Annotated in this window: 20 protein-coding genes; 9 read left to right on the top strand and 11 right to left on the bottom strand. The window is 73.9% G+C overall.

From position 1 onward, the window contains the following. The first annotated feature begins 16 nt into the window (after window positions 1–16). The 3 genes from fdh to nrfD are packed head-to-tail and all read left to right on the top strand — an operon-like array spanning window position 17 to window position 4975. Window positions 17–3211, top strand: a complete 3195-nt coding sequence (fdh, locus tag ACWDXC_RS13025) for a formate dehydrogenase (protein WP_449981191.1) — start codon at window positions 17–19, stop codon at window positions 3209–3211. A 1-nt stretch (window position 3212) separates the two neighbouring features. Continuing rightward, window positions 3213–3968 carry a 4Fe-4S dicluster domain-containing protein gene (locus tag ACWDXC_RS13020; protein WP_449981189.1) on the top strand — a complete coding sequence of 252 codons (756 nt, stop codon included), beginning with the start codon at window positions 3213–3215 and terminating at the stop codon, window positions 3966–3968. After that, entirely contained in the window at window positions 3965–4975 is a 1011-nt protein-coding gene (gene nrfD, locus ACWDXC_RS13015) for an NrfD/PsrC family molybdoenzyme membrane anchor subunit (RefSeq protein WP_449981187.1), read from the top strand. The genes ACWDXC_RS13020 and nrfD overlap by 4 nt, the downstream gene beginning before the upstream one ends. Before the next feature lie 75 nt (window positions 4976–5050). Here nrfD and ACWDXC_RS13010 read toward each other — a convergent pair whose 3' ends face one another. Continuing rightward, window positions 5051–6580 carry an MDR family MFS transporter gene (locus tag ACWDXC_RS13010; RefSeq protein ID WP_375074165.1) on the bottom strand — a complete coding sequence of 510 codons (1530 nt, stop codon included), beginning with the start codon at window positions 6578–6580 and terminating at the stop codon, window positions 5051–5053. 139 nt (window positions 6581–6719) lie between these two features. Between ACWDXC_RS13010 and ACWDXC_RS13005 the strand changes: the two genes are divergently transcribed. Beyond that, a complete protein-coding gene (locus ACWDXC_RS13005) occupies window positions 6720–7301 on the top strand; it encodes a TetR family transcriptional regulator (protein ID WP_219505642.1) in 582 nt (193 codons plus the stop codon). A gap of 55 nt (window positions 7302–7356) precedes the next feature. On the opposite strand, the gene ACWDXC_RS13000 is transcribed toward ACWDXC_RS13005, so the two are convergent. Beyond that, a complete protein-coding gene (locus ACWDXC_RS13000) occupies window positions 7357–7698 on the bottom strand; it encodes a YciI family protein (RefSeq protein ID WP_449981185.1) in 342 nt (113 codons plus the stop codon). A 154-nt stretch (window positions 7699–7852) separates the two neighbouring features. Between ACWDXC_RS13000 and rfaE2 the strand changes: the two genes are divergently transcribed. Further along, the gene (gene rfaE2 / locus ACWDXC_RS12995; protein WP_449981183.1) at window positions 7853–9283 is read left to right on the top strand and encodes a D-glycero-beta-D-manno-heptose 1-phosphate adenylyltransferase; all 1431 of its coding nucleotides are present in this window, start codon (window positions 7853–7855) and stop codon (window positions 9281–9283) included. 34 nt (window positions 9284–9317) lie between these two features. Next, window positions 9318–10352, top strand: a complete 1035-nt coding sequence (locus ACWDXC_RS12990; RefSeq protein WP_449981181.1) for a glycosyltransferase family 9 protein — start codon at window positions 9318–9320, stop codon at window positions 10350–10352. An 81-nt stretch (window positions 10353–10433) separates the two neighbouring features. Here ACWDXC_RS12990 and ACWDXC_RS12985 read toward each other — a convergent pair whose 3' ends face one another. The 3 genes from ACWDXC_RS12985 to xylB form a co-directional block, all read right to left on the bottom strand. Further along, window positions 10434–10637 carry a cold-shock protein gene (locus ACWDXC_RS12985; RefSeq protein ID WP_049575752.1) on the bottom strand — a complete coding sequence of 68 codons (204 nt, stop codon included), beginning with the start codon at window positions 10635–10637 and terminating at the stop codon, window positions 10434–10436. Window positions 10638–10871: 234 nt separating this feature from the next. Beyond that, a complete protein-coding gene (locus ACWDXC_RS12980; RefSeq protein WP_449981179.1) occupies window positions 10872–12158 on the bottom strand; it encodes an ROK family protein in 1287 nt (428 codons plus the stop codon). Between the two features lie 606 nt (window positions 12159–12764). Next, on the bottom strand, window positions 12765–14177 hold the full coding sequence (gene xylB / locus ACWDXC_RS12975; protein WP_449981177.1) for a xylulokinase: 1413 nt from the start codon (window positions 14175–14177) through the stop codon (window positions 12765–12767). An 85-nt stretch (window positions 14178–14262) separates the two neighbouring features. Between xylB and xylA the strand changes: the two genes are divergently transcribed. Continuing rightward, window positions 14263–15438 (top strand): xylose isomerase, encoded by a 1176-nt coding sequence (gene xylA, locus ACWDXC_RS12970; RefSeq protein WP_364170088.1) that lies wholly within the window; start codon window positions 14263–14265, stop codon window positions 15436–15438. 168 nt (window positions 15439–15606) lie between these two features. Continuing rightward, complete coding sequence (locus tag ACWDXC_RS12965; RefSeq protein ID WP_449981175.1) at window positions 15607–16488, top strand: CAP domain-containing protein; 882 nt, start codon at window positions 15607–15609, stop codon at window positions 16486–16488. Between the two features lie 36 nt (window positions 16489–16524). Here ACWDXC_RS12965 and ACWDXC_RS12960 read toward each other — a convergent pair whose 3' ends face one another. The 3 genes from ACWDXC_RS12960 to ACWDXC_RS12950 all read right to left on the bottom strand — a co-directional run bounded on the left by ACWDXC_RS12960 (window position 16525) and on the right by ACWDXC_RS12950 (window position 19378). Then, window positions 16525–17292, bottom strand: a complete 768-nt coding sequence (locus ACWDXC_RS12960) for a hypothetical protein (protein WP_449981173.1) — start codon at window positions 17290–17292, stop codon at window positions 16525–16527. A 142-nt stretch (window positions 17293–17434) separates the two neighbouring features. Beyond that, window positions 17435–18250: an SAM-dependent methyltransferase gene (locus ACWDXC_RS12955; protein ID WP_219505649.1), complete on the bottom strand. Its 816-nt coding sequence runs from the start codon at window positions 18248–18250 to the stop codon at window positions 17435–17437. A gap of 105 nt (window positions 18251–18355) precedes the next feature. Further along, window positions 18356–19378 carry a LacI family DNA-binding transcriptional regulator gene (locus tag ACWDXC_RS12950; RefSeq protein ID WP_449981171.1) on the bottom strand — a complete coding sequence of 341 codons (1023 nt, stop codon included), beginning with the start codon at window positions 19376–19378 and terminating at the stop codon, window positions 18356–18358. Between the two features lie 84 nt (window positions 19379–19462). Here ACWDXC_RS12950 and ACWDXC_RS12945 point away from each other — a divergent pair, with 84 nt between their 5' ends. Beyond that, window positions 19463–21040 carry an OmpA family protein gene (locus tag ACWDXC_RS12945; protein ID WP_449981169.1) on the top strand — a complete coding sequence of 526 codons (1578 nt, stop codon included), beginning with the start codon at window positions 19463–19465 and terminating at the stop codon, window positions 21038–21040. 80 nt (window positions 21041–21120) lie between these two features. On the opposite strand, the gene ACWDXC_RS12940 is transcribed toward ACWDXC_RS12945, so the two are convergent. The 3 genes from ACWDXC_RS12940 to ACWDXC_RS12930 all read right to left on the bottom strand — a co-directional run bounded on the left by ACWDXC_RS12940 (window position 21121) and on the right by ACWDXC_RS12930 (window position 24824). Next, window positions 21121–21603 carry a hypothetical protein gene (locus tag ACWDXC_RS12940; protein WP_219505654.1) on the bottom strand — a complete coding sequence of 161 codons (483 nt, stop codon included), beginning with the start codon at window positions 21601–21603 and terminating at the stop codon, window positions 21121–21123. A gap of 154 nt (window positions 21604–21757) precedes the next feature. Continuing rightward, window positions 21758–22903: a hypothetical protein gene (locus ACWDXC_RS12935; RefSeq protein ID WP_449981167.1), complete on the bottom strand. Its 1146-nt coding sequence runs from the start codon at window positions 22901–22903 to the stop codon at window positions 21758–21760. A gap of 76 nt (window positions 22904–22979) precedes the next feature. Then, window positions 22980–24824 carry an AMP-dependent synthetase/ligase gene (locus ACWDXC_RS12930; protein ID WP_449981165.1) on the bottom strand — a complete coding sequence of 615 codons (1845 nt, stop codon included), beginning with the start codon at window positions 24822–24824 and terminating at the stop codon, window positions 22980–22982. Between the last annotated feature and the right edge of the window lie 89 nt (window positions 24825–24913).

The raw sequence follows: 24913 nt of genomic DNA, 5'->3' as shown, positions 1-24913 counted from the left end.
TTCGGGGGAAACACAAATGAACGGCTGGCCGCTGCTGCGGCAACTCATGGGCGGGGACCCCACCGGGCGGGGGCGGGCGGTCAGGTCCGCGCGCACCGACCGGCTGGAGGCGCGGACGGCGACGGCGGACCGGGTGGTCAAGTCCGTCTGCCCCTACTGCGCCGTCGGGTGCGCGCAGAACGTCTACGTCCGCGACGGGAAGGTCGTGCAGATCGAGGGCGACCCGGACTCGCCGGTCAGCCGGGGCCGCCTGTGCCCGAAGGGCGCGGCCAGCCTGCAGCTCACCACCGGCTCCGGCCGCCTGGACAAGGTCCTTTACCGGCCGCCGCACGCCGCCGGCTGGCAGGAGCTCGACCTGGACACGGCGATGGACATGGTCGCCGACCGGATCATCGCCACCCGTCGCGCGACGTGGGAGTGGGAGCGCGACGGCGCGCGCACCGCCCGCACGATGGGCATCGCCTCGCTCGGCGGCGCCACGCTGGACAACGAGGAGAACTACCTCATCAAGAAGCTGCTCACGGCGCTGGGCGTGGTGCAGATCGAGAACCAGGCGCGGGTGTGCCACAGCTCGACCGTCGTCGGCCTCGGCACCTCGTTCGGGCGCGGCGGGGCGACCACGTTCATGCAGGACCTGCAGCACGCCGACTGCATCGTCATCGAGGGCTCGAACTTCGCCGAGGCGCACCCGGTGGGCTTCCAGTGGGTGATGGAGGCCAAGGCGCGCGGCGCGACGGTGATCCACGTCGATCCGCGGTTCACCCGCACGAGCGCGCTGGCCGACCTGCACGTGCCGCTGCGGGCGGGCAGCGACGTGGCGTTCCTGGGCGGGCTGATCAACCACGTGCTGACCGAGGAGTGCTACTTCCGCGAGTACGTGGTCGCGTACACCAACGCCGCCACCCTGGTCGGCGAGGACTACCGCGACACCGAGGACCTCGACGGGCTGTTCTCCGGCTTCGACCCGCAGGAGCGCTGCTACGACCACCGGAGCTGGCAGTACGAGGGGATGCCGGTGATCTCGGCGGCGGGCGAGCGCGAGCAGCCGCAGGCGGGGCAGAGCGAGATGCACGGGGCGGGCGGCTCCAGCATGCGCGGCACGCCGACGCGGGACGAGACGTTGCAGCACCCGCGCTGCGTGATGCAGATCCTGCGCCGCCACTTCGCCCGCTACACGCCGGAGATGGTGGAACGGGTGTGCGGGGTGCCGCCCGAGCTGTTCGCGCGGGTCTGCCGCCATCTGACGGAGAACTCCGGGCCGGACCGGACGTCGGCGTTCGTGTACGCGGTCGGGTGGACGCAGCACAGCGACGGCTCGCAGTTCATCCGGGCGGCGAGCATCCTGCAACTGCTGCTGGGCAACATCGGCCGGCCGGGCGGCGGCATCCAGGCGCTGCGCGGGCACGCCAGCATCCAGGGCTCCAGCGACATCCCGACGCTGTTCAACCTGCTGCCCGGCTACATCCCGATGCCGCACGCGCACCGCCACCAGCGGCTGGAGGACTTCCTGCGCGCCGACGCGCCGGTCAAGGGCTACTGGGCGCACATGCCCGCCTACCTGGTGAGCCTGCTCAAGGCGTGGTGGGGGCCGTCGGCGCGGCCCGACAACGACTTCCGCTTCGGCTACCTGCCCCGGCTGACCGGCAGCCACAGCCACTACGACACGGTGATGGCGCAGCTCGACGGCACCTGCAAGGGCTACCTGCTGCTGGGCGAGAACCCGGCGGTCGGCTCGGCCAACGCCCGCATGCAGCGCCTGGGCATGGCCGAGCTCGACTGGCTGGTGGTGCGCGACTTCAACCTGATCGAGAGCGCCACCTGGTGGAAGGACGGGCCGGAGATCGAGACCGGCGAGCTGTCCACCGCCGAGATCGGCACCGAGGTGTTCTTCTTCCCGGCCGCCGCGCACACCGAGAAGGACGGCAGCTTCACCAACACCAACCGGCTGCTGCAATGGCACCACAAGGCCGTCGAACCGGCCGGCGACCGGCGCAGCGACCTGTGGTTCATGTACCACCTGGGGCGGATCATCCGGGAGAAGCTGGCCGGGTCCGCCGACCCGATGGACGCGCCCGTGCTCGACCTGACCTGGGACTACCCGGTGAGCGGGCCGACGGCCGAGCCGGACGCGGAGGCGGTGCTGGCGGAGATCAACGGCACCGACGCCGAGGGCCGGCCGCTGTCCGGCTACGACCAGCTCAGGAGCGACGGCTCGACGGCGTGCGGGTGCTGGATCTACTGCGGCGTCCGCGCCGGCGGCGTCAACCAGGCGGCCCGCCGCAGGCCCGGCGCCGAGCAGGACTGGATCGCCGCCGAGTGGGCGTGGGCGTGGCCGGCCAACCGGCGGCTGCTGTACAACCGGGCCTCGGCGCGGCCCGACGGCAGCCCGTGGAGCGAGCGCAAGAAGCTCGTGTGGTGGGACGGGTCGGCCTGGTCGGGCTACGACGTGCCCGACTTCGAGCGGGGCAAGGCGCCGGACTACCGGCCGCCCGAGGGCGCGGCCGGGGTCGAGGCGCTGTCGGGCGTCGACCCGTTCATCATGCAGGGTGACGGCAAGGGCTGGCTGTTCGCGCCCGCCGGGGTGCTCGACGGGCCGCTGCCCACGCACTACGAGCCGCAGGACTCGCCGGTGGCCAACGCCCTGTACGGGCGGCAGCGCAGCCCGGCGCGCAAGCTCTACCCGCACGTGCACAACCGCTACCACCCCAGCGGCGGCGAGGCGGGCGCGTCCGTCTACCCGTACGTGGTCACCACCTACCGGCTCACCGAGCACTTCACCGCGGGCGGGATGAGCCGCAGCACGCCCTACCTGGCCGAGCTGCAGCCGGAGATGTTCTGCGAGGTGTCGCCCGAGCTGGCCGCCGAGCGCGGCCTCACGCACGGCGGCTGGGCGACGATCGTCACCGCGCGCAACGCCATCGAGGCCCGGGTGCTGGTCACCCAGCGGATGACGCCGCTGCACGCCGACGGGCAGGTGATCCACCAGATCGGGCTGCCGTTCCACTTCGGGCCCAACGGGCGGGCGCGCGGCGACGCCGCCAACGAGCTGTCGGCCATCTCGCTCGACCCGAGCTCGCACATCCAGGAGGTCAAGGCGCTGTCGGCGGACATCCGGCCCGGCCGGCGCCCGCGCGGCCCGGCGCTGCCGGAGCTCGTCCAGCACTACCGGCTGCGCGCCGGGATCACCGAGCGCACCGGAACGGAGGCGTGACATGGGCCGCGTCGGCTTCTTCACCGACACCAGCGTGTGCATCGGCTGCAAGGCGTGCGAAGTGGCGTGCAAGGAGTGGAACGCCGTCCCGGACGACGTCCTCGGCTTCACCGGCATGTCGTACGACAACACCGTGGGGCTGGGCGCGAGCACGTGGCGGCACGTGGCGTTCGTCGAGCAGCCGCACCCCGACTTCCGCTGGCTGATGGCCTCCGACGTGTGCAAGCACTGCACCGAGGCGGCCTGCCTGGACGTGTGCCCGACCGGGTCGCTGTTCCGCACCGAGTTCGGCACCGTCGTGGTGCAGGAGGACGTGTGCAACGGGTGCGGCTACTGCGTCCCGGCGTGCCCGTACGGGGTGATCGGCAAGCGGGAGGGCGACGGGCTGGCTCACAAGTGCACGATGTGCTACGACCGGCTGGGGGCCGGGATGGAGCCGGCCTGCGCGAAGACGTGCCCGACGGACTCGATCCAGTTCGGCGACCTCGACGAGCTGCGCGAGCGGGCGTCGCGGCGGCTGGAGCGGCTGCACGAGGCCGGGGTGGGCTCGGCCCGGCTGTACGGCCACTCCCCCGCTGACGGGGTGGGCGGCGCCGCGGCGTTCTTCCTGCTGCTGGACGAGCCGGAGGTGTACGGGCTGCCGCCGGACCCGGTGGTGACCACGCGGGACCTGCCGTCGATGTGGCGGCACGCGGCCGTGGCCGCGGCCGGGCTGCTGGCGGGGCTGGTGGCGCTGTCGTGGAGGGGGCGGTCATGACCGGGCTGACGGACGTGCGGCTGGACGGGGACCCGGCGCTGCCGCCGGGCCGCGACGCCGTGCCGGAGTCGCTGGGCCGGCCCCGGGAGCGGCGCATGGTGCCCCGGGCGGACTTCGGCTCCTACTACGGGCTGCCGGTGCTCAACGAGCCCACCTGGCAGGCGCACGACATCGGCGGTTACCTGTTCCTCGGCGGGCTGGCGGGGGCCTCGTCCACGCTGGCCGCCGCCGCGCACTTGACGGGCCGCCCACGCCTGGCGCGGGCCTGCAAGACGGCGGCGCTGTGCGGGGTGACGGGCTCCCTGTACGCGCTCATCCACGACCTGGGGCGGCCGGGGCGCTTCCTCAACATGCTGCGCGTGTTCAAGGTGACCTCGCCGATGAGCGTCGGCACCTGGATCCTGACCGCCTACGGCCCGCAGGCGGGGCTGGCCGCGGCGACGGCGCTGGTGCCCGGGCCCTGGCCGGGGGTCGCGAGATGGGCCACGGTGGGGGCCGGGCTGCTGGGGCCGGCGCTGGCGACCTACACGGCGGTGCTGATCTCCGACACCGCGGTGCCCGCGTGGCACGGCGGCTACCGGGAGATGCCGTTCCTGTTCGCCGGGTCGGCGGCGGCGTCGGCGGCGGGGATCGGCCTGCTGGCCGCGCCGCTCGCCGAGGCGGCCCCGGCGCGGCGGGCGGCCGTGGCGGGCGTCGCCGTCGAGCTGGCCGCCTCCGCGCGGATGAAGCACCGGCTCGGCACGGTCGCCGAGCCGCTGCGACGGGGCCGGGCCGGGCGGCTGCTGCGCCTCGGGCAGGCGCTGTCGGTCACCGGGGCGCTGGTCGGCCTGACCGCCGGCCGCCGCAGCCGCCGGGCCGCCGTCGTGGCCGGGGCCGCGCTGCTGGCCGGTTCGGTGTGCACCCGGTTCGGCGTGTTCGAGGCGGGGACGGCCTCGGCCCGCGACCCCCGCTACACCGTCGAGCCGCAACGCGCCCGGCTCACCGAGGAGGAGGACGACACCCAGTGAAGAAATACGTCCCGTTCGCGATGATCGTACTGATCACCTGCGCCGCCTCGTGGCTGGCGGCGCGCGCCCCGGAGGTCAGGCGGGAGCCTTCTCGCCCTCGGCGGGCTGGAGGTCGACGCTGTCGCGCAGCGTGATCCTCGGCAGGAACAGCGTGGCCACGACGCCGACGGCGGCGATGCCGGCCGAGATGAGGAAGATGTGCCCGGTCGCGTCGCCGTAGGCGGTGCGGATGACGGTCGCGAACGGCTCGGGCAGCGCCTCCAGGTTGAGCGAGCCGGCCGACTCGGCGGCGGCCCGGCCGGTGACGCCCGCCCTGGCCAGGCCCCGGGTGATGTCGGTGGCGACCTGCTGGGCCAGGACCGCGCCGAGCACCGAGACGCCGATGGTGCCGCCGAGCGAGCGGAAGAACGTGATCGCGCCGCTGGCCGCGCCCAGCTCGCGCAGCGGGACGGTGTTCTGGATGGCCAGGACGAGGTTCTGCATCGACATGCCGACGCCCGCGCCGACCAGCACCATCGCGCCGCCGATCAGCCAGAGCGAGGTGTCGTGGTCCATCGTGGACAGCACGAGGAACCCGGCGGTCAGCACGATCGACCCGCTGACGATGTACGGCTTGACGCGCCCGGTCTTCGACACCAGGTTGCCGCTCACGGCGGAGGAGACCAGCACGCCGAGCATCATCGGGATGGTGAGCAGCCCCGACTCGGTGGGCGTGTAGCCGCGGCCGATCTGGAAGTACTGGCCGAGGAAGACCGCCCCGCCGAACATCGCCATGCCGACCGCGAGGCTGGCCAGGATCGCCAGGGCGGGGGTGCGGCGGCGCACCACGTGCAGCGGCACGACGGGCTGGCTCACCCGTGACTCCACCCAGGTGGCGAGGGCCAGGACGGCGAGGCCGCCGCCGGCCATGACCGCGGTCTGCCAGGAGAGCCAGTCGAAGGAGTTGCCGACGAAGGTGATCCAGATGAGCAGGACGCTGACGCCGGCGGCGATGAGCGTCGCGCCCACGTAGTCGATCTTGACGTTCCGCGCGCGGACCGAGCTGACGTGCAGCGTCTTGTGCAGCAGGGCGAGCGCGGCGATGGTGAACGGCACCGCGACGAAGAAGCACCAGCGCCAGCCGAGCCACGAGGTGTCGGCGATGAGGCCGCCGAGCAGCGGGCCGGCGACGGTGGCCACGGCCATGACGCCGCCCAGGTAACCGTTGTAGCGGCCGCGCTCCTTGGGGCTGATCATGGCCCCGATCACCACCTGGACCAGCACCTGCAGGGCGCCCATGCCGAGGCCCTGCACCGCGCGGAAGGCGATGAGCTGCCCGGTGTTCTGGGCGAACCCGCAGGCCAGCGAGCTCACCATGAAGATCACGATGGAGATCTGGATCAGCAGCTTCTTGTCGAACAGGTCGGCCAGCTTGCCCCAGATCGGCGTGGACGCCGTGGCGGCCAGCAGGGAGGCGGTGACCACCCAGGTGTACTGCGACTGGCTGCCGTTCAGCGCGCCGATGATCTGCGGCAGCGCGACGGACACGATCGTGCCGCTGATCATCGCGACGAACAGGACCAGCAGAAGCCCGCTGAGGGCTTCGAGAATCTGCCGGTGGGTCATCTGCCCGGGTGGTGCGTCCATGGTGGCGCTCACGCGCTTTCCCCCAAATCCTCATCAAACGTGCAGAGGACACCCTACATTCGCACTGGGCAAGTTTGCGCACTGGGCAGTTATTCCCAGCCGGTAAGATGTCCGCATCATGGACAGCACGCTGGGCCTGCGGGAGCGCAAGAAGGCGGAGACGCGGCAGGCCGTGCACGAGGCGGCGCTGCGGCTCACGATCGAGCACGGCTTCGACGCCGTCACCGTCGAGGCCATCGCCGACGCGGCCAACATCTCCCGCCGCACGTTCTCCAACTACTTCGCCGGCAAGGAGGACGCCATCCTCTACGGCGACGAGCGGCGCATCCGGGCGCTGGTCGAGCGAGTGCGCGCCGAGCCCGCCGACCGGCCCGCCTGGCTCGCGCTGCGCGGCGCCGTCCAGCGGCTCTACGAGGAGATCGGCGTCCCGGAGCGCGAGCAGGCGGTGCGCACCCGGCTGGCCATGAAGCACCCGTCGCTGCTGGCCCGCCAGCTCGCCAACCACGCGGCCTTCGACCGGGAGCTGGCCCAGGCCCTCGCGCTGCGCCGCGGCGGCGGCGTGAGCCCCCGGGTGATGGCCGCCGCCTTCCTCGCCGCGCTCCGGCTCGCCACGCACACGTGGATCGAGGAGGAGCAGGCCCGCCCGCTGCACGAGGTCATCGACGAGACGCTGGAGCAGATGGCGCGCCCCTTCACCTGACCGCCCCTTCACCTGACCCGCCCCTTCGCCCGGCTCGTCCCGTCGTCCGGGCGGGTCAGGTCTCGTCGGGCACCGTGACGCCGAGCAGCGGCCGCACCTCGACGCCGCCGCGCACGACGGGCACCAGCTCCGCGATCGACAGCGCGTGGTCGTGGTCGCGCGCCTCGACGACCAGGACCCCGGCCAGCGCCTCCTCCGCCTCGGCGAACGGCCCGTCGGTCACCCGGCCGCCGCGCATCGCCGTGGCGGTCTCGGGCTGCTCCAGGGTCAGCCCGGCGACGAGCCGGCCGCCGAGCCCGGTGACCCGCCCGGGCAGGGCCCGGTGCGCCTCCTGGACGTCGTGCGGCAGGTCGGCGGGGGCGACGGCCTCGTACACGAGCACCGCGTAGCGGGCCATCACCCCACCTCCCCGCGGATCTCGAAATGCCGTGTCATGGTGTGTCTTCTCCCCCGTACGGCGAACAGGGTGCGCCGGAACGGGCAGCGTCACGGCAAAGCTTCGTTGGGCACCGTCTCTGTTTGGGCAGCGCTTCTCCAGGTAGACGCAGCGTATGAACAGCGACATCGAGGCCGTGGTCGTCGGCGACGTGATGCTCGACTCCTGGCTGCGCGGCCCGGTGCGGCGGATCGCCCAGGAGGCGCCGGTGCCGGTGGTCAGCGTGGAGGCCACCGACGAGGCGCCGGGCGGCGCCGGCAACGCGGCGGCGAACCTGGTGGCGCTCGGGGCCCGGGTGCGCCTCGTGGGTGCGGTCGGGGACGACGCCTGCTCGGGCACGCTCACCCGGGCGCTCGAACTGCTGGGCGTGGACGCCCGGCTGGTGATCGTGCCGGGCCGCCGTACCCCGCACAAGCAGCGGCTGATGGTCGGCGAGCAGCTCATCGCCCGCTACGACGAGGAGGACCGCGAGCCGCTCGGCGGCGAGGCCGAGGAGCGCGTGCTGGCCGAGCTGGAACGGGCGCTGCGCGGCGCCGACGTGGTGGTGGCCTGCGACTACGGCGGCGGCGTCTGCACGCCGGCGGTGCGGCGGGCGCTGACCGGGCTGCCGGTGCTGGTCGTGGACGCGCACGTGATCACGCCGTGGCGGGAGTGCGGCGCGACCGCGATGCTGCCGAACTACGGCGAGGTGCTGCAGCTCCTCGGCGAGGACGGCGACACCGCCGACCGGGTGCGCTTCCTCACCGACCGGTCCGAGCGGCTGCTGGCGGCGTCGGGGGCGCGGATGGTGGTGACGACGCTCGACGGCGAGGGCACGCTGCTGCACCGGCCGGGGCGGCCGCCGTACCGGACGTACGCCGATCCCGCGCCGGACCACATGACGACGGGGGCGGGCGACACGTTCACCGCGGCGTTCGCGCTGTGGCTGGCGGGCGGCGCGGAGCCGGAGCAGGCGGCGCGGGCCGCGCAGGCGGCGGCCGGGGTGGTCGTGCGCAGGCCGGGCACCGCCACCTGCACCCGCCACGAGCTGCTGAAGGCGCTGCGCGGCGAGGACGAGCTGCTGCGCCCGGCCGACCGGCAGGCCGAGCGGCTCGCCGAGCGGCTGGACGAGCACCGGCGGCGCGGAGATCGGATCGTGTTCACCAACGGCTGCTTCGACGTGCTGCACCGCGGCCACGTCACCTACCTGGAGCGGGCCGCGCAGCTCGGCGACGTGCTCGTGGTGGCCGTCAACAGCGACGCCAGCACGGCGCGGCTGAAGGGGCCGGGCCGGCCGATCAACTCGTGCGAGGACCGCATGTCGGTGCTGGCCGCGCTCGGCTACGTCGACTACGTGACCTCCTTCGAGGAGGACACGCCCGAGCGGCTGCTGCGGATGATCCGGCCCGACCTGTACGTCAAGGGCGGCGACTACACGGCCGCCATGCTGCCGGAGGCGCCGCTGGTGCGGGCGATGGGCGGCGAGGTCATGGTGCTGGACTACGTCTCCGACCGGTCCACGACCGCGATCATCGAACGGGTGCGCTCGCTGCCGGAGCAGCCATGACCCCATTCGCGCGCCACCACGTCTTGGAGCCGCCGTGAGGATCGCGGTGCTGCGGGCGAACGCGGTCGGGGACTTCCTGCTGGCGCTGCCCGCGCTGGAGGCGCTCAGCAGCCGCTACCCGGGGGCGGAGATCACGCTGCTCGGGCTGGACTGGCACGCGGCGTTCCTGCGCGGCAGGCCGGGGCCGGTGGCCGAGGTGGTGGCGCTGCCGCCGGTGACCGGCGTGTCGACGATGGAGGCCGGGCACCGGGCGCCGCCCGAGCTGTTCGCCCGGCTGCGGGAGCGGCGGTTCGATTTGGCGGTGCAGATCCACGGCGGCGGGCGGCACTCCAACCCGTTCGTGCGGGAGCTGGGCGCGGGCCTGACGGTGGGGCTGCGCGCGCCGGACGCCGAGCCGCTGGACCGGTGGGTGCACTACGGCGGCCACCAGCACGAGACGCTGCGCTTCCTGGAGGTGGCGGCGCTGGTCGGCGCCACCGCCGACCGGCTCGAACCGAGGGTGGAGGTCACCGCGGCCGACGCCGCCGAGGTGGCGGCCGTGCTCGGCGAGCCGCCGCCCGGCCTGGTCGCCGTCCACCCCGGCGCGAACGACCCGCGCCGCCGCTGGCCGGTCGAGAGCTTCGCGGCCGTCGCCGACGCGCTCGGCCGGCCGGTCGTGGTCACCGGCAGCCGGGCCGAGCGGGACCTGGTCGCGGGGGTGGTGTCGGCGATGCGGCGGCCCGCCCTGCCGCTCGCGGGAGAGCTCGGCCTGGGCGGGCTGGCCGCCCTCTACCGGGCGTGCGACCTGGTGGTGGCCAACGACACCGGGCCGCGGCACCTGGCGGCGGCCGTGGGCACGGCGACCGTCGGCGTCTACTGGTGCGGCAACCTGATCAACGCGGGGCCGATCAGCCGGGACCGGCACCGGCCGCTGGTGTCGTGGACGCCGGCCTGCCCGGTGTGCGGGACCGACGGGCTCGACCCGGCCGTGCCGCGCTGCCCGCACGACCCGTCGTGGGTGGCCGGCATCCCGGTGGAGGCGGTGCTGGAGCAGGCGCACGACCTGCTGCGATCCGATCACCGGCCATGAGTGGTCGTGCTCCCGGCCGGGAACGCGGAAGGCCCGCACCCTCGGGGGGTGCGGGCCTTCCGGTGAAGCCGTGTGAAGGGGTCAGGCCGGAACGATGTTCTCGGCCTGGGGGCCCTTCTGGCCCGCGGTGATGTCGAAGCTGACCTTCTGGCCTTCGCGCAGCTCGCGGTAGCCGTTGCCCGCGATGTTGGAGTAGTGGGCGAAGACGTCAGCGCCTCCACCGTCCTGCTCGATGAAGCCGAAGCCCTTTTCAGCGTTGAACCACTTCACGGTGCCAGTCGCCATGTCAATCTCCTTCGATTGGCGAAGAGTGCGGGGAAGCGCGGTTCGCGGATCCCGTGTCGCCGTAGTGACACCTGAGGAAGATGACCGCCGAAAACACAAATGCGCCCGAGGGTCACATCCCGCCAGGCGCACACGAAATCCATGGGTACCAGAACTGCAACGCCTAATACGCTAGCACGCTCCGCGCTCTCTGACGACGATCTCGCGAAGATCGACAGCTGTCGTGGCGCCGCGTCATGACCAGAGTGCGGCGGGATCGTCAAGAATGCCCCGGACCGTCGCCAGCGCCGCCCCCAGCAGCGGGCCGCGACGGCCCAGCTCGGACACGGTCAGCGCCTCCGGGTCCCACGGCCGCACGGTCACCCGCGCCGCCAGCTCGCGCCGCATCGCCGGCAGCAGCCACTCCCCCAGCTCCGCGTACGCGCCGCCGAGGACCACGGCCGCCGGGTCGAGCAGGTTCACCGCCCCGGCCAGCGCCGTCCCCAGCGCCGTCCCGGCCCCGTCGAGCGCCCGGACCACCGGCGTCTCCCCCGCCCGCGCCAGCTCCGCCAGCGCCGCCACCACGTCCGCACCCGCCGGGACCGCATCCACCGGGGCCGCGCCCGCCGGGGCCGCACCCGCCACGTCCGCGCCCGCCGGGGCCGCGCCGACCGCCGCCGGGAGCGGGAGTCCCGCGGCGCGCAGGACCGCCGCCTTGCCCGCGTACTGCTCCAGGCAGCCCCGGGCGCCGCACGAGCACGGGAACCCGTCCGGATGCACCGGCATGTGCCCGAGCTCGCCCGCCAGCCCCCGGGCGCCGCTGAACAGCCGCCCGCCGACCACGAGCGCCGCGCCGATGCCGCTCTCCGCCGACACGTGCACGAAGTCGTCCGCCACCGGATGCGCCCACAGCTCGGCCAGCGCGCCCAGGTTGGCCTCGTTCTCCACGCGCAGCGGCAGCTCCCCCGGCCACAGCCCGGCGACGGGAACGTCGTGCCAGCCCAGGTTCGGCGCCCGGGCCACGGTGCCGGGCACGTCCCCCACCAGGCCGGGCACCGCCACCACCGCCGCGACCGGCCGCAACCCCAGCTCGGCGGCCCGCCGGGTGGCGTCGTCGGCCAGCTCCGACAGCGCCGCCATCACCCCGGCCGGGCCCAGTGCCGCGTTGGGGCTCTCGGCCCGGGACCACACCCGCACCTCACCGCGCAGGTCGGTGACGCAGGCGCCCAGATGCTCGACGCCCACCTCCAGCCCCAGCCCGGCCGGGCCGTCCTCGCTCACCGCCAGCGCCGTCCCCGGCCGCCCCACCCGGCCGCTCGCCGCCGGCCCCAGCTCGGTCAGCAGCCCCCCGGCCAGCAGCTCGTCCACCAGGCTGGAGACCGCGGTCCTCGTCAGCCCGGTCCGCCCCGCCACCGCCGCCCGCGACACCGGCCCGTGCGCGGCCACGGTCCCCATGACGAGCGCCAGGTTGTGCTGCCGCATCCCCTGCTGCGACGCCGGCCGCCCCCCGTCCTGCCGACGCGCCTGCTCCCAACGTCTCACACCCGCACCCCCGCACCAGCGACCCGCCCGCCTCCACCCCGAAGAGCCCCACCCTCCGCAGGGGCGACTCCCCGTACGCGGCTCCCGCCCCCACGAGCCGCCTCCCGGCCGGAAGCGGCAGACCGTCCCCCCGCCCGCGCCCGCTTGCTCCCCGCAGGGCCGCCCCCTCGATCACCTCGGGACCCGGCACCACCTTGCCCCGCACGGGGGGCCATGCCTTCGGAACCGGCAGCCCCCTGCGCAAGCCGCGCCTCCGTACGGGCACCGCCGCCCCTCCCGCAGACGGGCCCGCCCTCCGCAGGGGCGGCGTCCCGTACGACGTCGGCGGCAGCAGCGCCGCGCCCGCTCCCCTGGGTGGCAGCCTTGCCCCCCACGCACGCGGGCCCGCCCTCCGCAGGGGCGGTGGCACTGGCGGTGGCAGCGCGGTGCCCGCTCCCCCGGTCCGCAGGCTTGCCCTTCTCGCACTCCAGCGCGCCCTCCCGAGGGGGCGTGGCGCGCACAAGGGGCCCGCAGCCGGGGACGTGTCGCGGGCGGGGGGCCTCGGCTTCGAGGGAGGTCGCCGGGGGAGGGGCGGTGCTTCCGGTGGGCATGGGGATCTTCCGGGGGTCAGGGGGTGGTCAGGAGACGGTCGGCACGGGGCAGCGTACCGGCGATCCTGTCCATCGCCTCGGCGTCCCTGGGGAGCGGGTCGAGGAGGGTGCCGCGGGCGGTCCCCCAGCGGCGGGCGACCTCGTCGGGGGCCTCGCCCGTGAGGAGGGAGGCCGCCTGGGCGGCGGCGCCGAGGGCGACGAGCTCGCCGGCGGCGGGGATGAGGACGGGCCGGCCCGAGAGGCGGCGGATGGTGTCGCGCCAGGCGGCGCCGCGCGCGCCGCCGCCGATAAGGACGAGCGGCACGTCCGGGTCGGGCTGTTCGCCGCCGGCGCGCAGGACGTCGTCGAGGGCGGCGAGGAGCGAGTGCGCGGCTCCGTCGTAGGCGGCCTGGAGCACCTGGCCGGCGGTGGTGTCGTGGCGCAGCCCGTACAGGAGGCCGGCGGCGTGCGGCAGGTTGGGGGTGCGTTCGCCGTCGAGGTAGGGCAGGACGACGGCGGTGCCGCCGGGCTCGACGGCGTCGCGGTCGCGGCCGAGCAGGGAGGCGATCTTGTCGACGGCCTGGGTGCAGTTGAGCGTGCAGGCGAGCGGCAGCCAGTTGCCGAGGGCGTCGGCGAACCCGGCGACGACGCCGGTGGGGTCGGCGGGCCGGCGCCGGGTGACGGCGTAGACGGTGCCGGAGGTGCCGAGGCTGAGCACGGGGGTGCCGGGGAGCAGGCCGAGGCCGAGCGCGGCGGCCATGTTGTCGCCGGTGCCGGCGGCGACGGGGGTGCCTTCGGCGAGCGGCCCGCCGGGGAGCGCCGTGCCGGCGAGGCCGGTGGTGACGCGGGGCAGTCTGGCGGGGTCGAGCCCGGCGGCGTCCAGCAGGCCGGTGTCGTAGCCGGTGGGGGTCCACCAGCCGGTGCCGGAGGCGTCGCCGCGGTCGGTGACGGCCTGGCCGGTGAGGCGTTCGGTGAGGTAGTCGTGGGGCAGCCGGACGGCGGCGGCGCGGGCGGCATGGGCGGGCTCGTTCTCGGTCAGCCAGAGCCATTTGGTCAGGGTGAAGGCGGCGGTGGGGACGCTGCCGACGCGTTCGGCGAGCCGGTCGGCGCCGTGCTCGGCGACCAGGGCGGCGGCCTGGCCGGCGGAGCGGACGTCGTTCCAGAGCAGGGCGGGGCGTACGGGCTCGCCGGCGTCGTCCAGGGTGACGAGGCCGTGCTGCTGGCCGCCGACGGAGGCGGCGGCGGCGCGGGCGGCGTGGCCGGTGGCCTCGACGGCGTCGCAGAGGGCCTGCCACCACTGCCGGGGGTCGCTCTCGCGGCCGGCGCCGGCGGTGACGGTGTGGGGGGCGCGGCCCTCGCCGACGACGGCGCCGGTGTCCACGTCCACGGCGACGGCCTTGGCCGACTGGGTAGAGCTGTCGATGCCGATGACGACGCGCTGTGCCGACATGCTGCCTCCTGCATTCCGGGGGCGGTCTTCCCTCCGCCGCCTTGGCATATTAATTTGTTTTCTGCCCTTACGAATAGGAGTCCCAGTGACTGACAGCCTCACGCCCCGCCCGGAGCACAAGTTCTCCTTCGGTCTGTGGACCGTCGGCTGGCCGGGTCGCGACCCGTTCGGCGACGCGACCCGCCCGGCGCTCGACCCGGTGGAGACCGTCAACCGGCTCGCCGAGCTCGGCGCGTACGGGGTGACGTTCCACGACGACGACCTGATCCCGTTCGGTTCCGGCGACGCCGAGCGCGACCGCCACGTCAAGCGGTTCCGCCAGGCGCTGGACGAGACCGGCCTCGTGGTGCCGATGGCCACGACGAACCTGTTCACGCACCCGGTGTTCAAGGACGGCGGGTTCACGGCCAACGACCGTGACGTGCGCCGCTACGCACTGCGCAAGACCATCCGCAACATCGACCTGGCCGTCGAGCTGGGCGCCAAGGTCTACGTGGCGTGGGGCGGCCGCGAGGGCGCCGAGTCGGGCGGCGCCAAGGACGTGCGGGTGGCGCTCGACCGCATGAAGGAGGCCTTCGACCTGCTCGGCGAGTACGTGCTGAGCCAGGGCTACGACCTGCGCTTCGCCGTCGAGCCCAAGCCGAACGAGCCGCGCGGCGACATCCTGCTGCCGACGGTCGGGCACGCGCTGGCGTTCATCGGCGAGCTGGCCCATCCGGAGCTGGTCGGGGTCAACCCGGAGACCGGCCACGAGCAGATGGCCGGGCTCAACTTCACCCACGGCATCGCCCAGGCGCTGTGGCACGGCAAGCTGTTCCACATCGACCTGAACGGGCAGACGGGCGTCAAGTACGACCAGGACCTGCGCTTCGGCGCGGGCAACCTGCGGGACGCGTTCTGGCTGGTGGACCTGCTGGAGAGCGGCGGGTACGAGGGGCCGCGGCACTTCGACTTCAAGCCGCCGCGGACCGAGGACGTCGACGGCGTGTGGGCGTCGGCGGCCGGCAACATGCGCAACTACCTCATGCTCAAGGAGCGCGCGGCGGCCTTCCGCGCGGACCCGGAGGTGCAGGAGGCGCTGCGCGCGTCCCGGCTGGACGACCTGGCCAGGCCCACGCTGGCGGACGGGGAGACGCTGCAGGACCTGCTCGCGGACCGCGGCGCGTTCGAGGAGTTCGACGCGGACGCGGCGGGGGCGCGCGGGATGGCGTTCGAGCGGCTCGACCAGCTCGCCATGGAGCACCTGCTGGGCGCCCGCTGAGGCTTGAGGGGCGGCCGCCTCCGGGTGGCCGCCCCTCGTGCGCTGCGCGGACGTCCCAGGGGCCCCGTTGGTTTACCCAGATATCCGAATTTTCCTGACAAGTTGGTTCTGGCCCCGACAGAATGCGATTTCCATCCAGCGTCTACCGGAAACTGGAGGGAACACCGCATGCGCCGATCCCTTGGGATGATCGCCTGCCTCGCCACCGCCGCCACGCTCGTGACGCCCGCCGCCCACGCGGCGAGCACGGCCTCCACGGAAAGCACCGCCCACGCGGAAAGCACGGCTCAGGCGGCCTGCCGGCTGTCCGTGACGGGACCGCAGGTCGGCGACGACGGCAGGATCCGGGCGTCCGCCACCAGGAGCGGCTGCGAGCGCCCGGCGCTGATCCGCGTGCGCGTCAAGCGCGCCCAGCCCGGCAAGGACCCGGTGGTCAAGAGCGGCGCCCGGCGGGCCGCCGGCGCCCGCCTCACGCTCACGCTCCCGTGCGCCCCCGGCGTCTACTACGCGCTCGCCACGGACTACCGCGGCCACACGGCCAGGTCCCGCCCGGTCCGGCTCACCTGCTCCCCCGCCCCGGCCCCGACCCCGACCCCGTCCGCCACCGCGACGCCCGCCCCTGCCCCGACCTCCTCGCCCGCTCCCCCGGCGGGCACGGTCGGCACGGCCGAGGAGAACGAGGTCGTCCGCCTGACCAACGCCGAACGCGCCAAGGGCGGCTGCGCCCCGCTCAAGCATGACCCGCAGCTGCGCAAGGCCGCCTTCGGCCACTCCTCCGACATGGCCGCCCGCGGCTACTTCAGCCACACCTCCCAGGACGGCCGCTCGTTCATGGACCGCATCCGGGCGGCCGGGTTCACCGGCGGCACCGGCTGGGCCGAGAACATCGCCATGGGCCAGCGCACCCCGGCCGCGGTGGTCAGCGGCTGGATGAACAGCTCCGGCCACCGGGCGAACATCATGAACTGCACGTACACGCTCATCGGCGTGGGCGCGGCCAAGAACGCCAAGGGCCAGACCTACTGGACCCAGAACTTCGCCGCCCGCTGATCCGTACGGCCCCCGGCGCGCCCCGGGGGCCGTACGTCACTCCTGAAGGGGCTGCGGCTCCAGGTTCAGCACCACCACGCGCGGCGCCACTCCCGTGATGGCCACGTGCAGGGCCAGCGTGACCAGGTTGTAGGCGACGTGCACGGCGATGGCGGCGGGGAGCCCGTACTCGAACATGACCAGGAACAGGAACATGCCCATGTACCAGGACCAGATCCACCCGATCAGCCCCTGGTAGAGGTGGCCGTTGCGGAAGCGGCCGTTGCTGGCGAGGATCGCCGCGGCCACGGCCCAGGCGCCGAGCGTGAGCTGCTCGTGCAGCATGCCGAAGGTGGCGAGGTCGGCGAGCGGGATGAGCACCTCGGTGAACAGCCACCGCACCGGGTGCAGGTCGGCGAAGCCCAGCAGGACGAAGTCGGCGAAGGTGGCGCCGGCGATGGCCGCGTAGAAGAGCACCCACCGGAACGCGATCTCCTCCAGCGCGCTCTGGAACAGCATCCGGGCCGGCCCGAGCCGGATGACCTGGGCGTCCTCGACGCCGTAGGCGGCGATCTGCCGCTGGGCGTGACGCTGGCGGGGCGCGGCGATGGCGGTGATCAGCAGCCCGGCCGCCAGGACCGGCCAGACGAGCGTGACCGCGCCGGTGAACGCGGGCCAGAGCGGCCGGTCGAGGGCCCAGAACGTGTCGAGCTCGAACGGGATGACGTCGGGTGCGAGCCATTCGAGCGCCAGCACCAGCAGGGCGGAGAGCCCCAAGCCGAAGGGGAGGATGCAGCAGGACAGGGCGAAGCCTAACAATGGCATGCCGGAGGCCCTTCTGAAGGGTTCAGCCTCTCTCCATCATGCCGAGAAACGGGGCGGAATCCGCTGCCGCCGGGGCCGGATCGGGCGGCGGCAACAGAGCCGTGGCGCGGGGGCTAGGCAGGCGCTCCCGGGACGGCCCTCCCTAGGCGGGGACCCGCCCGACGGCGCCGTCGATGCGCAGCTTGGGCATGCCGTCCATCAGCGGGATGTCGTCGTCGCCGGCGAGCCGCCAGTCCTGGACGGGCACGAGCCCGGGCCCGATCAGGTCGAAGCCGTCGAGCAGCGCCAGCACCTCGTCGCGGGAGCGGAACGTGGGATGGGCCGGGGTGTTGGCGGTGGCCCGGTAGAGCTCGCCGCGCGCCTCGGGGTCGCTCTCCAGCATCGCGTGGGAGAGCACCAGGTGGCTGCCGGGCGCCATCCGCTTGCGGAAGGCGGCGATGATCCCGGCGGGGTCCTCCTCGTGCTTGACGAAGTGGAAGATGCCGACGAGCAGCACCCCGACGGGCTGGTCGAAGTCGATGAGGCCGGTGACGTGCGGGTCGGTCAGGATGTCGGCGGGCCGGCGCAGGTCGGCCTGGATGCTCTCCACGCCGGGCGAGTCGGCCAGCAGCACCTGGGCGTGCAGCCGCACCACCGGGTCGTAGTCGACGTAGATCACCCGGCAGGCGGGGTGCACCTCGCGGGCGACCTCGTGCACGCTGGGCGAGGTGGGGATGCCGGCGCCGACGTCGATGAACTGCCGCACGCCCTGCTCGGCCAGATGCCGTACGGCGCGCACGAGGAAGATCCGGTTGGCCCGGGCGACGAGGCGGGAGTCGGGCGCGACGGCGAGCAGCCGTTCGGCGACGGCGCGGTCGACCGCGACGTGGTCCTTGCCGCCGAGCAGGTAGTCGTAGACCCGGGCGGAACTCGGGACGCCGGGGTCTACGCCGGGCGGAACCCGCTCAAGCTCGGTCACGGAGGGGTCTCCTTCACCTCAAGCAAGCCTCAAGCAGCTTGATCGACATGCTACTCGGTCAAGCAGGGCGGATGCGTGCCTATCAGGCGGGCAGCGGGGGCCGGCTCAGCGGGGCGGCGCGGTGGACTCCCTGACCACCAGCCGCACGGCGATCCGGGTGTCGCGGCCGGTGAGCCCGGGGCGCCGGATGCGCTGCACGAGGTGCCAGACGGCCTGCGCGCCCAGCAGCTCCTTGTCGCTGGCGATCGTGGTGAGGGGCGGGGAGGCGTGCGCGGCCATGGCGATGTCGTCGTAGCCGATCACGCTGACGTCGCCGGGCACGCACAGGCCGCGCTCGCGCAGCGCGGCGAGCGCGCCGAAGGCCGACTCGTCGTTGGCGCAGAAGACGGCGGTCGGCGGCACGGGCAGGGCGAGCAGCGCCGCCATCTGCTCGTGGCCGGTCTCGGAGGTGAACTCGCCGCGCCGGACGTAGCCGGGCGGCGGGCGCAGCCCGCGCTCGGCGAGGGCCCGCCGGTAGCCGGACAGCCTGCGGGCGGCGGGCAGCACGCGCTCGTCGGCGGTGATGACGGCGGGCGGCGGGTCGGTGTGGCCGAGGTCGAGCAGGTGGCGGGTGGCCAGGTAGCCGCCGGTCTCGTCGTCGTGGCCGACCTGGTCGACGGCCAGTCCGTCGGGCAGGTCGCCGGCGGCCGACTCCAGCAGCACGCAGGTGACGCCCGCGTCGAGGATGCGGAGCAGCTGGTCGCGGGGGGCCGAGCTCAGCACGAGCAGGCCGCCGACCTGCTCGCGGGCCACGCACAGCGGCAGCAGGTCGCCGCGCCGCTGCACCACCTCGTACGTCATCGACAGGCCCAGCTCGGCGCACGCCTGCTGGGCGCCGAACAGGACCGGGGCGTAGTAGGGGTTCGCCGGGGCGAACAGGTCGTCCACCCAGGAGACGAACCCGATCATCCCGCCCGGCGCGGCGGTGGCCTTGCGGGCGCGGGGCCGGTAGCCGAGTTCCTCGGCCGCCTGCCGCACGGCGGCGCCGGTGGCCGGGGACACCCAGGACTTGCCGGCGAACACCGCCGAGGCCGTGCCGATGGCCACACCCGCCCGCTCGGCGACCTCCTTGAGCGTGACCCGGCTCATCGACTCCCCCGCGTTGAAATCTTCAGCCGAGCCTACTGAACTTTCAACACGACAGGAACGGACGAATGCGACATCATGCGTCCGGTGAAGCTTAGAAAGCCTGTCACGCTCGTCCTCCTGCTCGCCTCCTCGGCCTGCGGGCTGACGAACGGGGCAGAAGCACCCCAATCTGCCAGCCGGTCCAGCGCGCCGCCGCCGGCGTCCTCGGCGCCCGCCACCACTGCGCCCGCCACTGCGCCCGCCACCGCATCCGCCACGGTGCCCGCGACGGCCGCGCTCGCGGAGTCGCGCAGCACGCTCACGCCCGACCTCAAGGTGGAGGTCACCGGCCTGAACCGGATCGGCGGCGCGCACCTGGCCGTCCAGGTCCGGCTGACCAACACCGGCGAGTCCGACAGCATCTCGTGGACCGGCCAGCTCGGCGACCAGACGAGACCGCTGGGCCAGATCCGCTGGGCCTCCGGGATCGGCGTGCTCGACACGGCCGCGCGCTCGTGGATCCTGCCCTACCAGCCGGCCGGCTCACCGTGCCTGTGCAGCGACCAGGACCGCGACAAGCTGCCGTACTCGCTCGACCCGGGACAGTCGGTCGACCTGTACGCGATGCTGCCCGCGCCCGCGGGCTCCCCCTCCACCGCCACCGTGGTCACCCCGGTGGGCCCGCCGATGCCGGACGTGCCGATCAGCGATGATCCGCCCGTCACCCCGCCCGGCGTCACCCTCCCCGACCCCGGCGCCGAGCAGGTCACCACGCTGGCCCGTCGCATCGTGACGCCGTCGGAGTCCACCGACCAGTCGGAGGAGACCGCCGACGACGGCAAGGACCTGAGCATCAGCCTCTCCTCCGACGTGCTGTTCGCGGTCAACCGGGCCACGCTCACGCCCAAGGCCAGGGCGGTGCTCGCGCGCGCCGCGAAGCTCGTCGACGCCTCCCCCGGCGACACCGTCAAGGTCGAGGGGCACGCCGACTCCTCCGGCACCGACGCGATCAACGACCCGCTGTCGGCGCGCCGCGCCCAGGCGGTCCGCAAGGCGCTGTCGGCGCTGGTCACCCGGGACGGCGTCACCTACCAGGCCCGGGGGTTCGGGTCGCGGCAGCCGCTCTACGACAACGGCACCGACGAGGGCAGGCGGCGCAACCGCCGGGTCACGGTGACGTTCGCCAAGCCGGAGCCCGCCCCGGCCGCCACCCAGCCGAGTGCGCAGCCGAGTGCCCAGCCGGCCGAGGGCCTGACCGGCTCGACCACGGCCGACGGGCAGCCGTTCAAGCTGGAGGTGACCGGCCTGCGGCGGCTGCCGGACGGGCTCGGCCTGCTCACCTACCGGGTGAAGAACGAGGGCGGCGCCGAGGCCTGGTACAACGAGCTGCACCGCGCCAAGGACTGGATGTCGTTCAAGTATCAGGCGGCCACCGCCGTCACGCTCACCGACGAGCGGGGCAGGCGCCGCTACCTGCCGGGGCGGCTCCAGGTGCCGGCCGAGAACGGCGGCGTCGACGCCTACTGCGCGTGCACCGACGTGTCCGGGGTGCGCCTGTCCAGCGAGAAGTTCGGGCCGGGGCAGGAGCGGGAGTTCTGGGGCCTGTTCGAGCTGCCGGCGGCGGCCGGGGAGCTCACCGTGGAGATCGCCGGCTTCGGACCGCTGCGGGTGCCGCTCCCCTGACAGTTCCGCTCCGGGAATGCCGTGACGACGGCGGACGCCCGGTCCCCCGCGTGTGAGGGGCCGGGCGTCCGCGTGATCGGCTAGCGGTGGTGGTGGCGGCCGTAGACCTTGACCCAGTCGGTGTCGGACGACGGCTCCAGGTGGCGCGAGCCCTCGAAGACCGCCCGCCAGGTCCCGGACGAGCGGGCCTCGACCCGGGTGTGGAAGTAGCCGTCGCGGCCGGTCTTCAGCGTGTCGACGTACTCCCAGCGGCCGCTGTAGGACGGCTTGAAGAGGATGACGATCCGCTTCCAGCCGAGCCGGTGCCAGCTGCCTTCCTTGCAGCGGTTGTCGTGCAGGACCACGACGAGGCCGCTGGCGAAGTCCTCGTCGCAGTGCACGGACAGCTTGCCCTCGACGGTCAGCGGCTTGCCGCGCCAGGCGGGCTCGGGGTTGACGTCGAGGTCGAGCCGGGTCTGGCCACTGTCGTAGCCGGGGTCGGCCATCGCGGGCGCGGCCGCTCCCGCGAGCACGGTGGCGCCCATGGCGGCCGCCGCCACTCCGGCGGCGAGTCGTCGCATCATGAAACTGACTTCCTTCCCCGTATGGAACGCGCGCCGGGACGGCACACGTCACCGTCCAATGACGCGTAAGGGTAAAGAAAGGTTGCGAAGCGGACGATCACAATTTCGCAACACCAATTCCGGTGATGTCGTTTATGGAGTTGTATTAGGGCTTTTATCCTGCGATTTCGTGGATTTTGGACTGGTCAGGCGCGTAGTGGCCGGTGCCCGCGTACCGCACCCGCCAGAAGCCGCCCGTCCGATCGCGCACCGTGTGCGTGAACGAGCCCTTGGCGTCCGTGGTGACGTACCCGGCGTGCGCCCACTCGGCGGACGGGCTCTGCCGCCACAGCAGCTCCACCCGCTGCCCGCCGAACGGCGAGAGCCCGGTCAGGCCGCGCGCGTCGGCCCTCTTCAGCGAGCCGTGCAGCCGGACCCCCTCGGCGTGGCGGGACCGCTCCACCGCGACGTCCGACAGCCGCGTCTCCCGCCTGAGCTGGAACGTCTCGTACGCGGTCACGCTCGCGCCCTGCGCACCCTTGGCCGTCGCGGTGATCGTCCAGGTGCCGGCCGGGTAGAAGCGGGTCAGCTCCTTGTCCGGCAGGAAGCGCCAGGTCTGCCAGCCGCCGCTCATCCGCATCGGGCTCGGCGCCAGCCGCCACACCAGCCGCACCGGCACCCCGGGCCGCCCCTCGGCGCCCTCCTCGCGCACCACCTGCGGCCGGAACGCGCCCGCCGCCGTCCGCACGGTCTCGGCGGCCGAGCGCACCGCCTCGGCCCCCGACCGGACGGCCTCCGCCCCGGGCCCGCCGGCCTCCCCGCCTGGCCGCCCGGCCTCCGTCGCGGGCCGGGCGGCGCCCTCGCCGGGCCGCGCCGCGTCCGCGCCGTCCGCCCCCCGGTCCGCCGCACTGTTGGCAGTGCCGTCCGCTGTGCCGTTAGATGTGCCGTTAGATGTGCCGTCCGCTGTGCCGGGCCGGGCCGGGTTCTCCGGTACGGCCTGCGCCGGTGGCAGGGCGTCGGCGCCGCCTTCGGTGACGTTCTCGTCCGGGGCGAGGACGCGGGGCCGGCCGGGCGGCGACGGGCGCTCCGCGCCGGCGGGCGGCGAGCCGGGCTCGACCGTGACGGTCACCCCGTCGCGCCCCCGCACCCCCTTGGCGACCACGTCGATCACCAGGCGGACGGAGTCGCCTGCCCCGACCACCGGAGCGGCCGGCCGTACGGTGATCTCCCGGATGGCGAGCTCGGTCGCGGCGGAGGACGCCGGTGCGGGCACCGTGAGCGCACCCGCCGCGAGCGAGACGAGAAGAAGGCTTCTGGTCATGATCAAGACGGTACGAACCGCCCGGTCATGACCTGGACCACGACACACGCCCCCGATGGCAACCGATGGCAAAAGGTCAGGAGTCGTACAGCCCGGCGATGAGATCGGCGTACTTGGCGTGGACCACCCGCCGCTTGAGCTTGAGGCTGGGCGTCAGCTCCTCGGTCTCGGCGGTCCACTCGGCGCCGAGCAGCGCCCACCGCTTGACCTGCTGGACCCGGGCGAGCTTGGCGTTGGCGGCCTCGACGGCCGTCTCGACCTCCTTGAGCACGTCGGGGTGGGCGGCCAGGTCGGCGAGCGTGGTGAACGCGATGCCGCGCGCCTGGGCCCAGCCGGGCGCGACCTCGCCGTCGAGGGTGAGCACGGCCACCGGGTGCGGCCGGTTGTCGCCGTAGGCGAGGGCCTGGCCGATGAGGGGGTGCTCCTTGAGGTGGTTCTCGATCTCGGCCGGGGAGATGTTCTCGCCCCCGGCGGTGATGATCAGCTCCTTCTTGCGGTCGACGACCCGGTAGAAGCCGTCGGCGTCGACGGTGCCGATGTCGCCGGTGTGCAGCCAGCCGTCGGCGTCGATGAGCTCGGCGGTGGCCTCCGGGCGGCCGAGGTAGCCGGTGGTGTTGAGCGGGCTGCGGGTCAGGAGCTCGCCGTCGCCGGCGATGCGCACCTCGACGCCGGGCTCGGCGCGGCCGACGGTGCCGAGGCGGTAGCAGGCAGGGCCGTTGCCGGTGAACGCCCCCGTCGTCTCGGTCATCCCGTACACGTCGATGACCTTGAGCCCGAGCCCGGCGTAGAAGCGCTGGACCTCGCCGGCGAGCGGGGCGGCGCCGGTGGCGGTCCACTGGGCGCGGTCGAAGCCGATCATGCCGCGGATGACCGACAGGAGCGAGGCGTCGGCCTTCTCGTACGCGACCTCGATCTCGGGGGTGAGGGTGGCGCCGTACTGCCCGGCCTCGACGTAGGCGACGCCGGCCGCCATGGCCTGCCGTACGGCCTCCTGCTGCTCCTCGGGCTGGGTGGCCAGGACGGCGAGGAGGCGGGCCATCATCTTCTCCCACACGCGGGGCACGCCGAAGAACAGCATCGGCCTGACCTGGCCGAGCGTGGCGCCGAGGTTGGCCAGGTCGGTGCAGAAGTGCACGTGGGAGACCTTGACCAGCGGCAGGTAGAGGCTGAGGACGCGCTCGGCGATGTGCGCGTAGGTGAGGTAGGAGATCTGGGTGCCGAGCAGCGGCAGCGAGGCCATCCGGTCGGTGGACTCGACCTCGTAGAAGATGTTGGTGTGGCTGAGCGGCACGCCCTTGGGCATGCCGGTGGTGCCCGAGGTGTAGAGGACGGTGGCGACGTCGGCGGGGGTGACGGCCCGCCAGCGGGACTCGACGGTGGCGGGGTCCTCGGCCAGCCGGGCGCGGCCCAGGTCGAGGAAGTCCTGCCAGGACATGAACCGGTCGCCGTCGGGCGCCCCCTCCAGCATGATGATCGTGCGGAGGCCGGGCAGCCGGTCCAGGACGGGCTCCCAGCGGGCGAGCTCGGCGGGGCCGCCGAGCACCGCGTAGCGGGCGCCGACGTCGCCGGCGACGAAGGCGATCTGGTCGGGCGCGAACGTGGAGTAGACGGTGCAGCCGACGCCGCCCGCGTGCACGGCGCCCAGGTCGGCCAGCACGTGCTCGCTGCGGTTGACCATCATCAGCGCGACCGGGTCGCCGGGCTCCAGCCCGAGCGCGGCGAAGGCGGCGGCGATCTCCAGCACGCGGCCGCGCGCCTCGGCGTAGGTGAGCGTGGCCCAGCCGCCGGCCGGGCCCTCGACGGGGTCGGAGTAGGCGGGGGCGTCGGGGTGGCTTTCGGCGACCTGCCGGAGCTGCTCGCACACGGTGCGGCCGGCGATGAGCCGCTCGATCTCCGCCCGGACTTCGAGGACTTCTGCCATGGCGCGGGCCTCCAGTCAGCGACCACTTACACATTTGGCATGCATCGCACCACACCGCGCGGGTAGCGGCAATGGGTCTGGCACATCTG

It is taken from the genome of Nonomuraea sp. NPDC003214 (genome assembly GCF_053590035.1).
The sequence above is the reverse complement of the archived record's forward strand: the minus strand, read 5'-3'. Positions and strand labels throughout refer to the sequence as shown.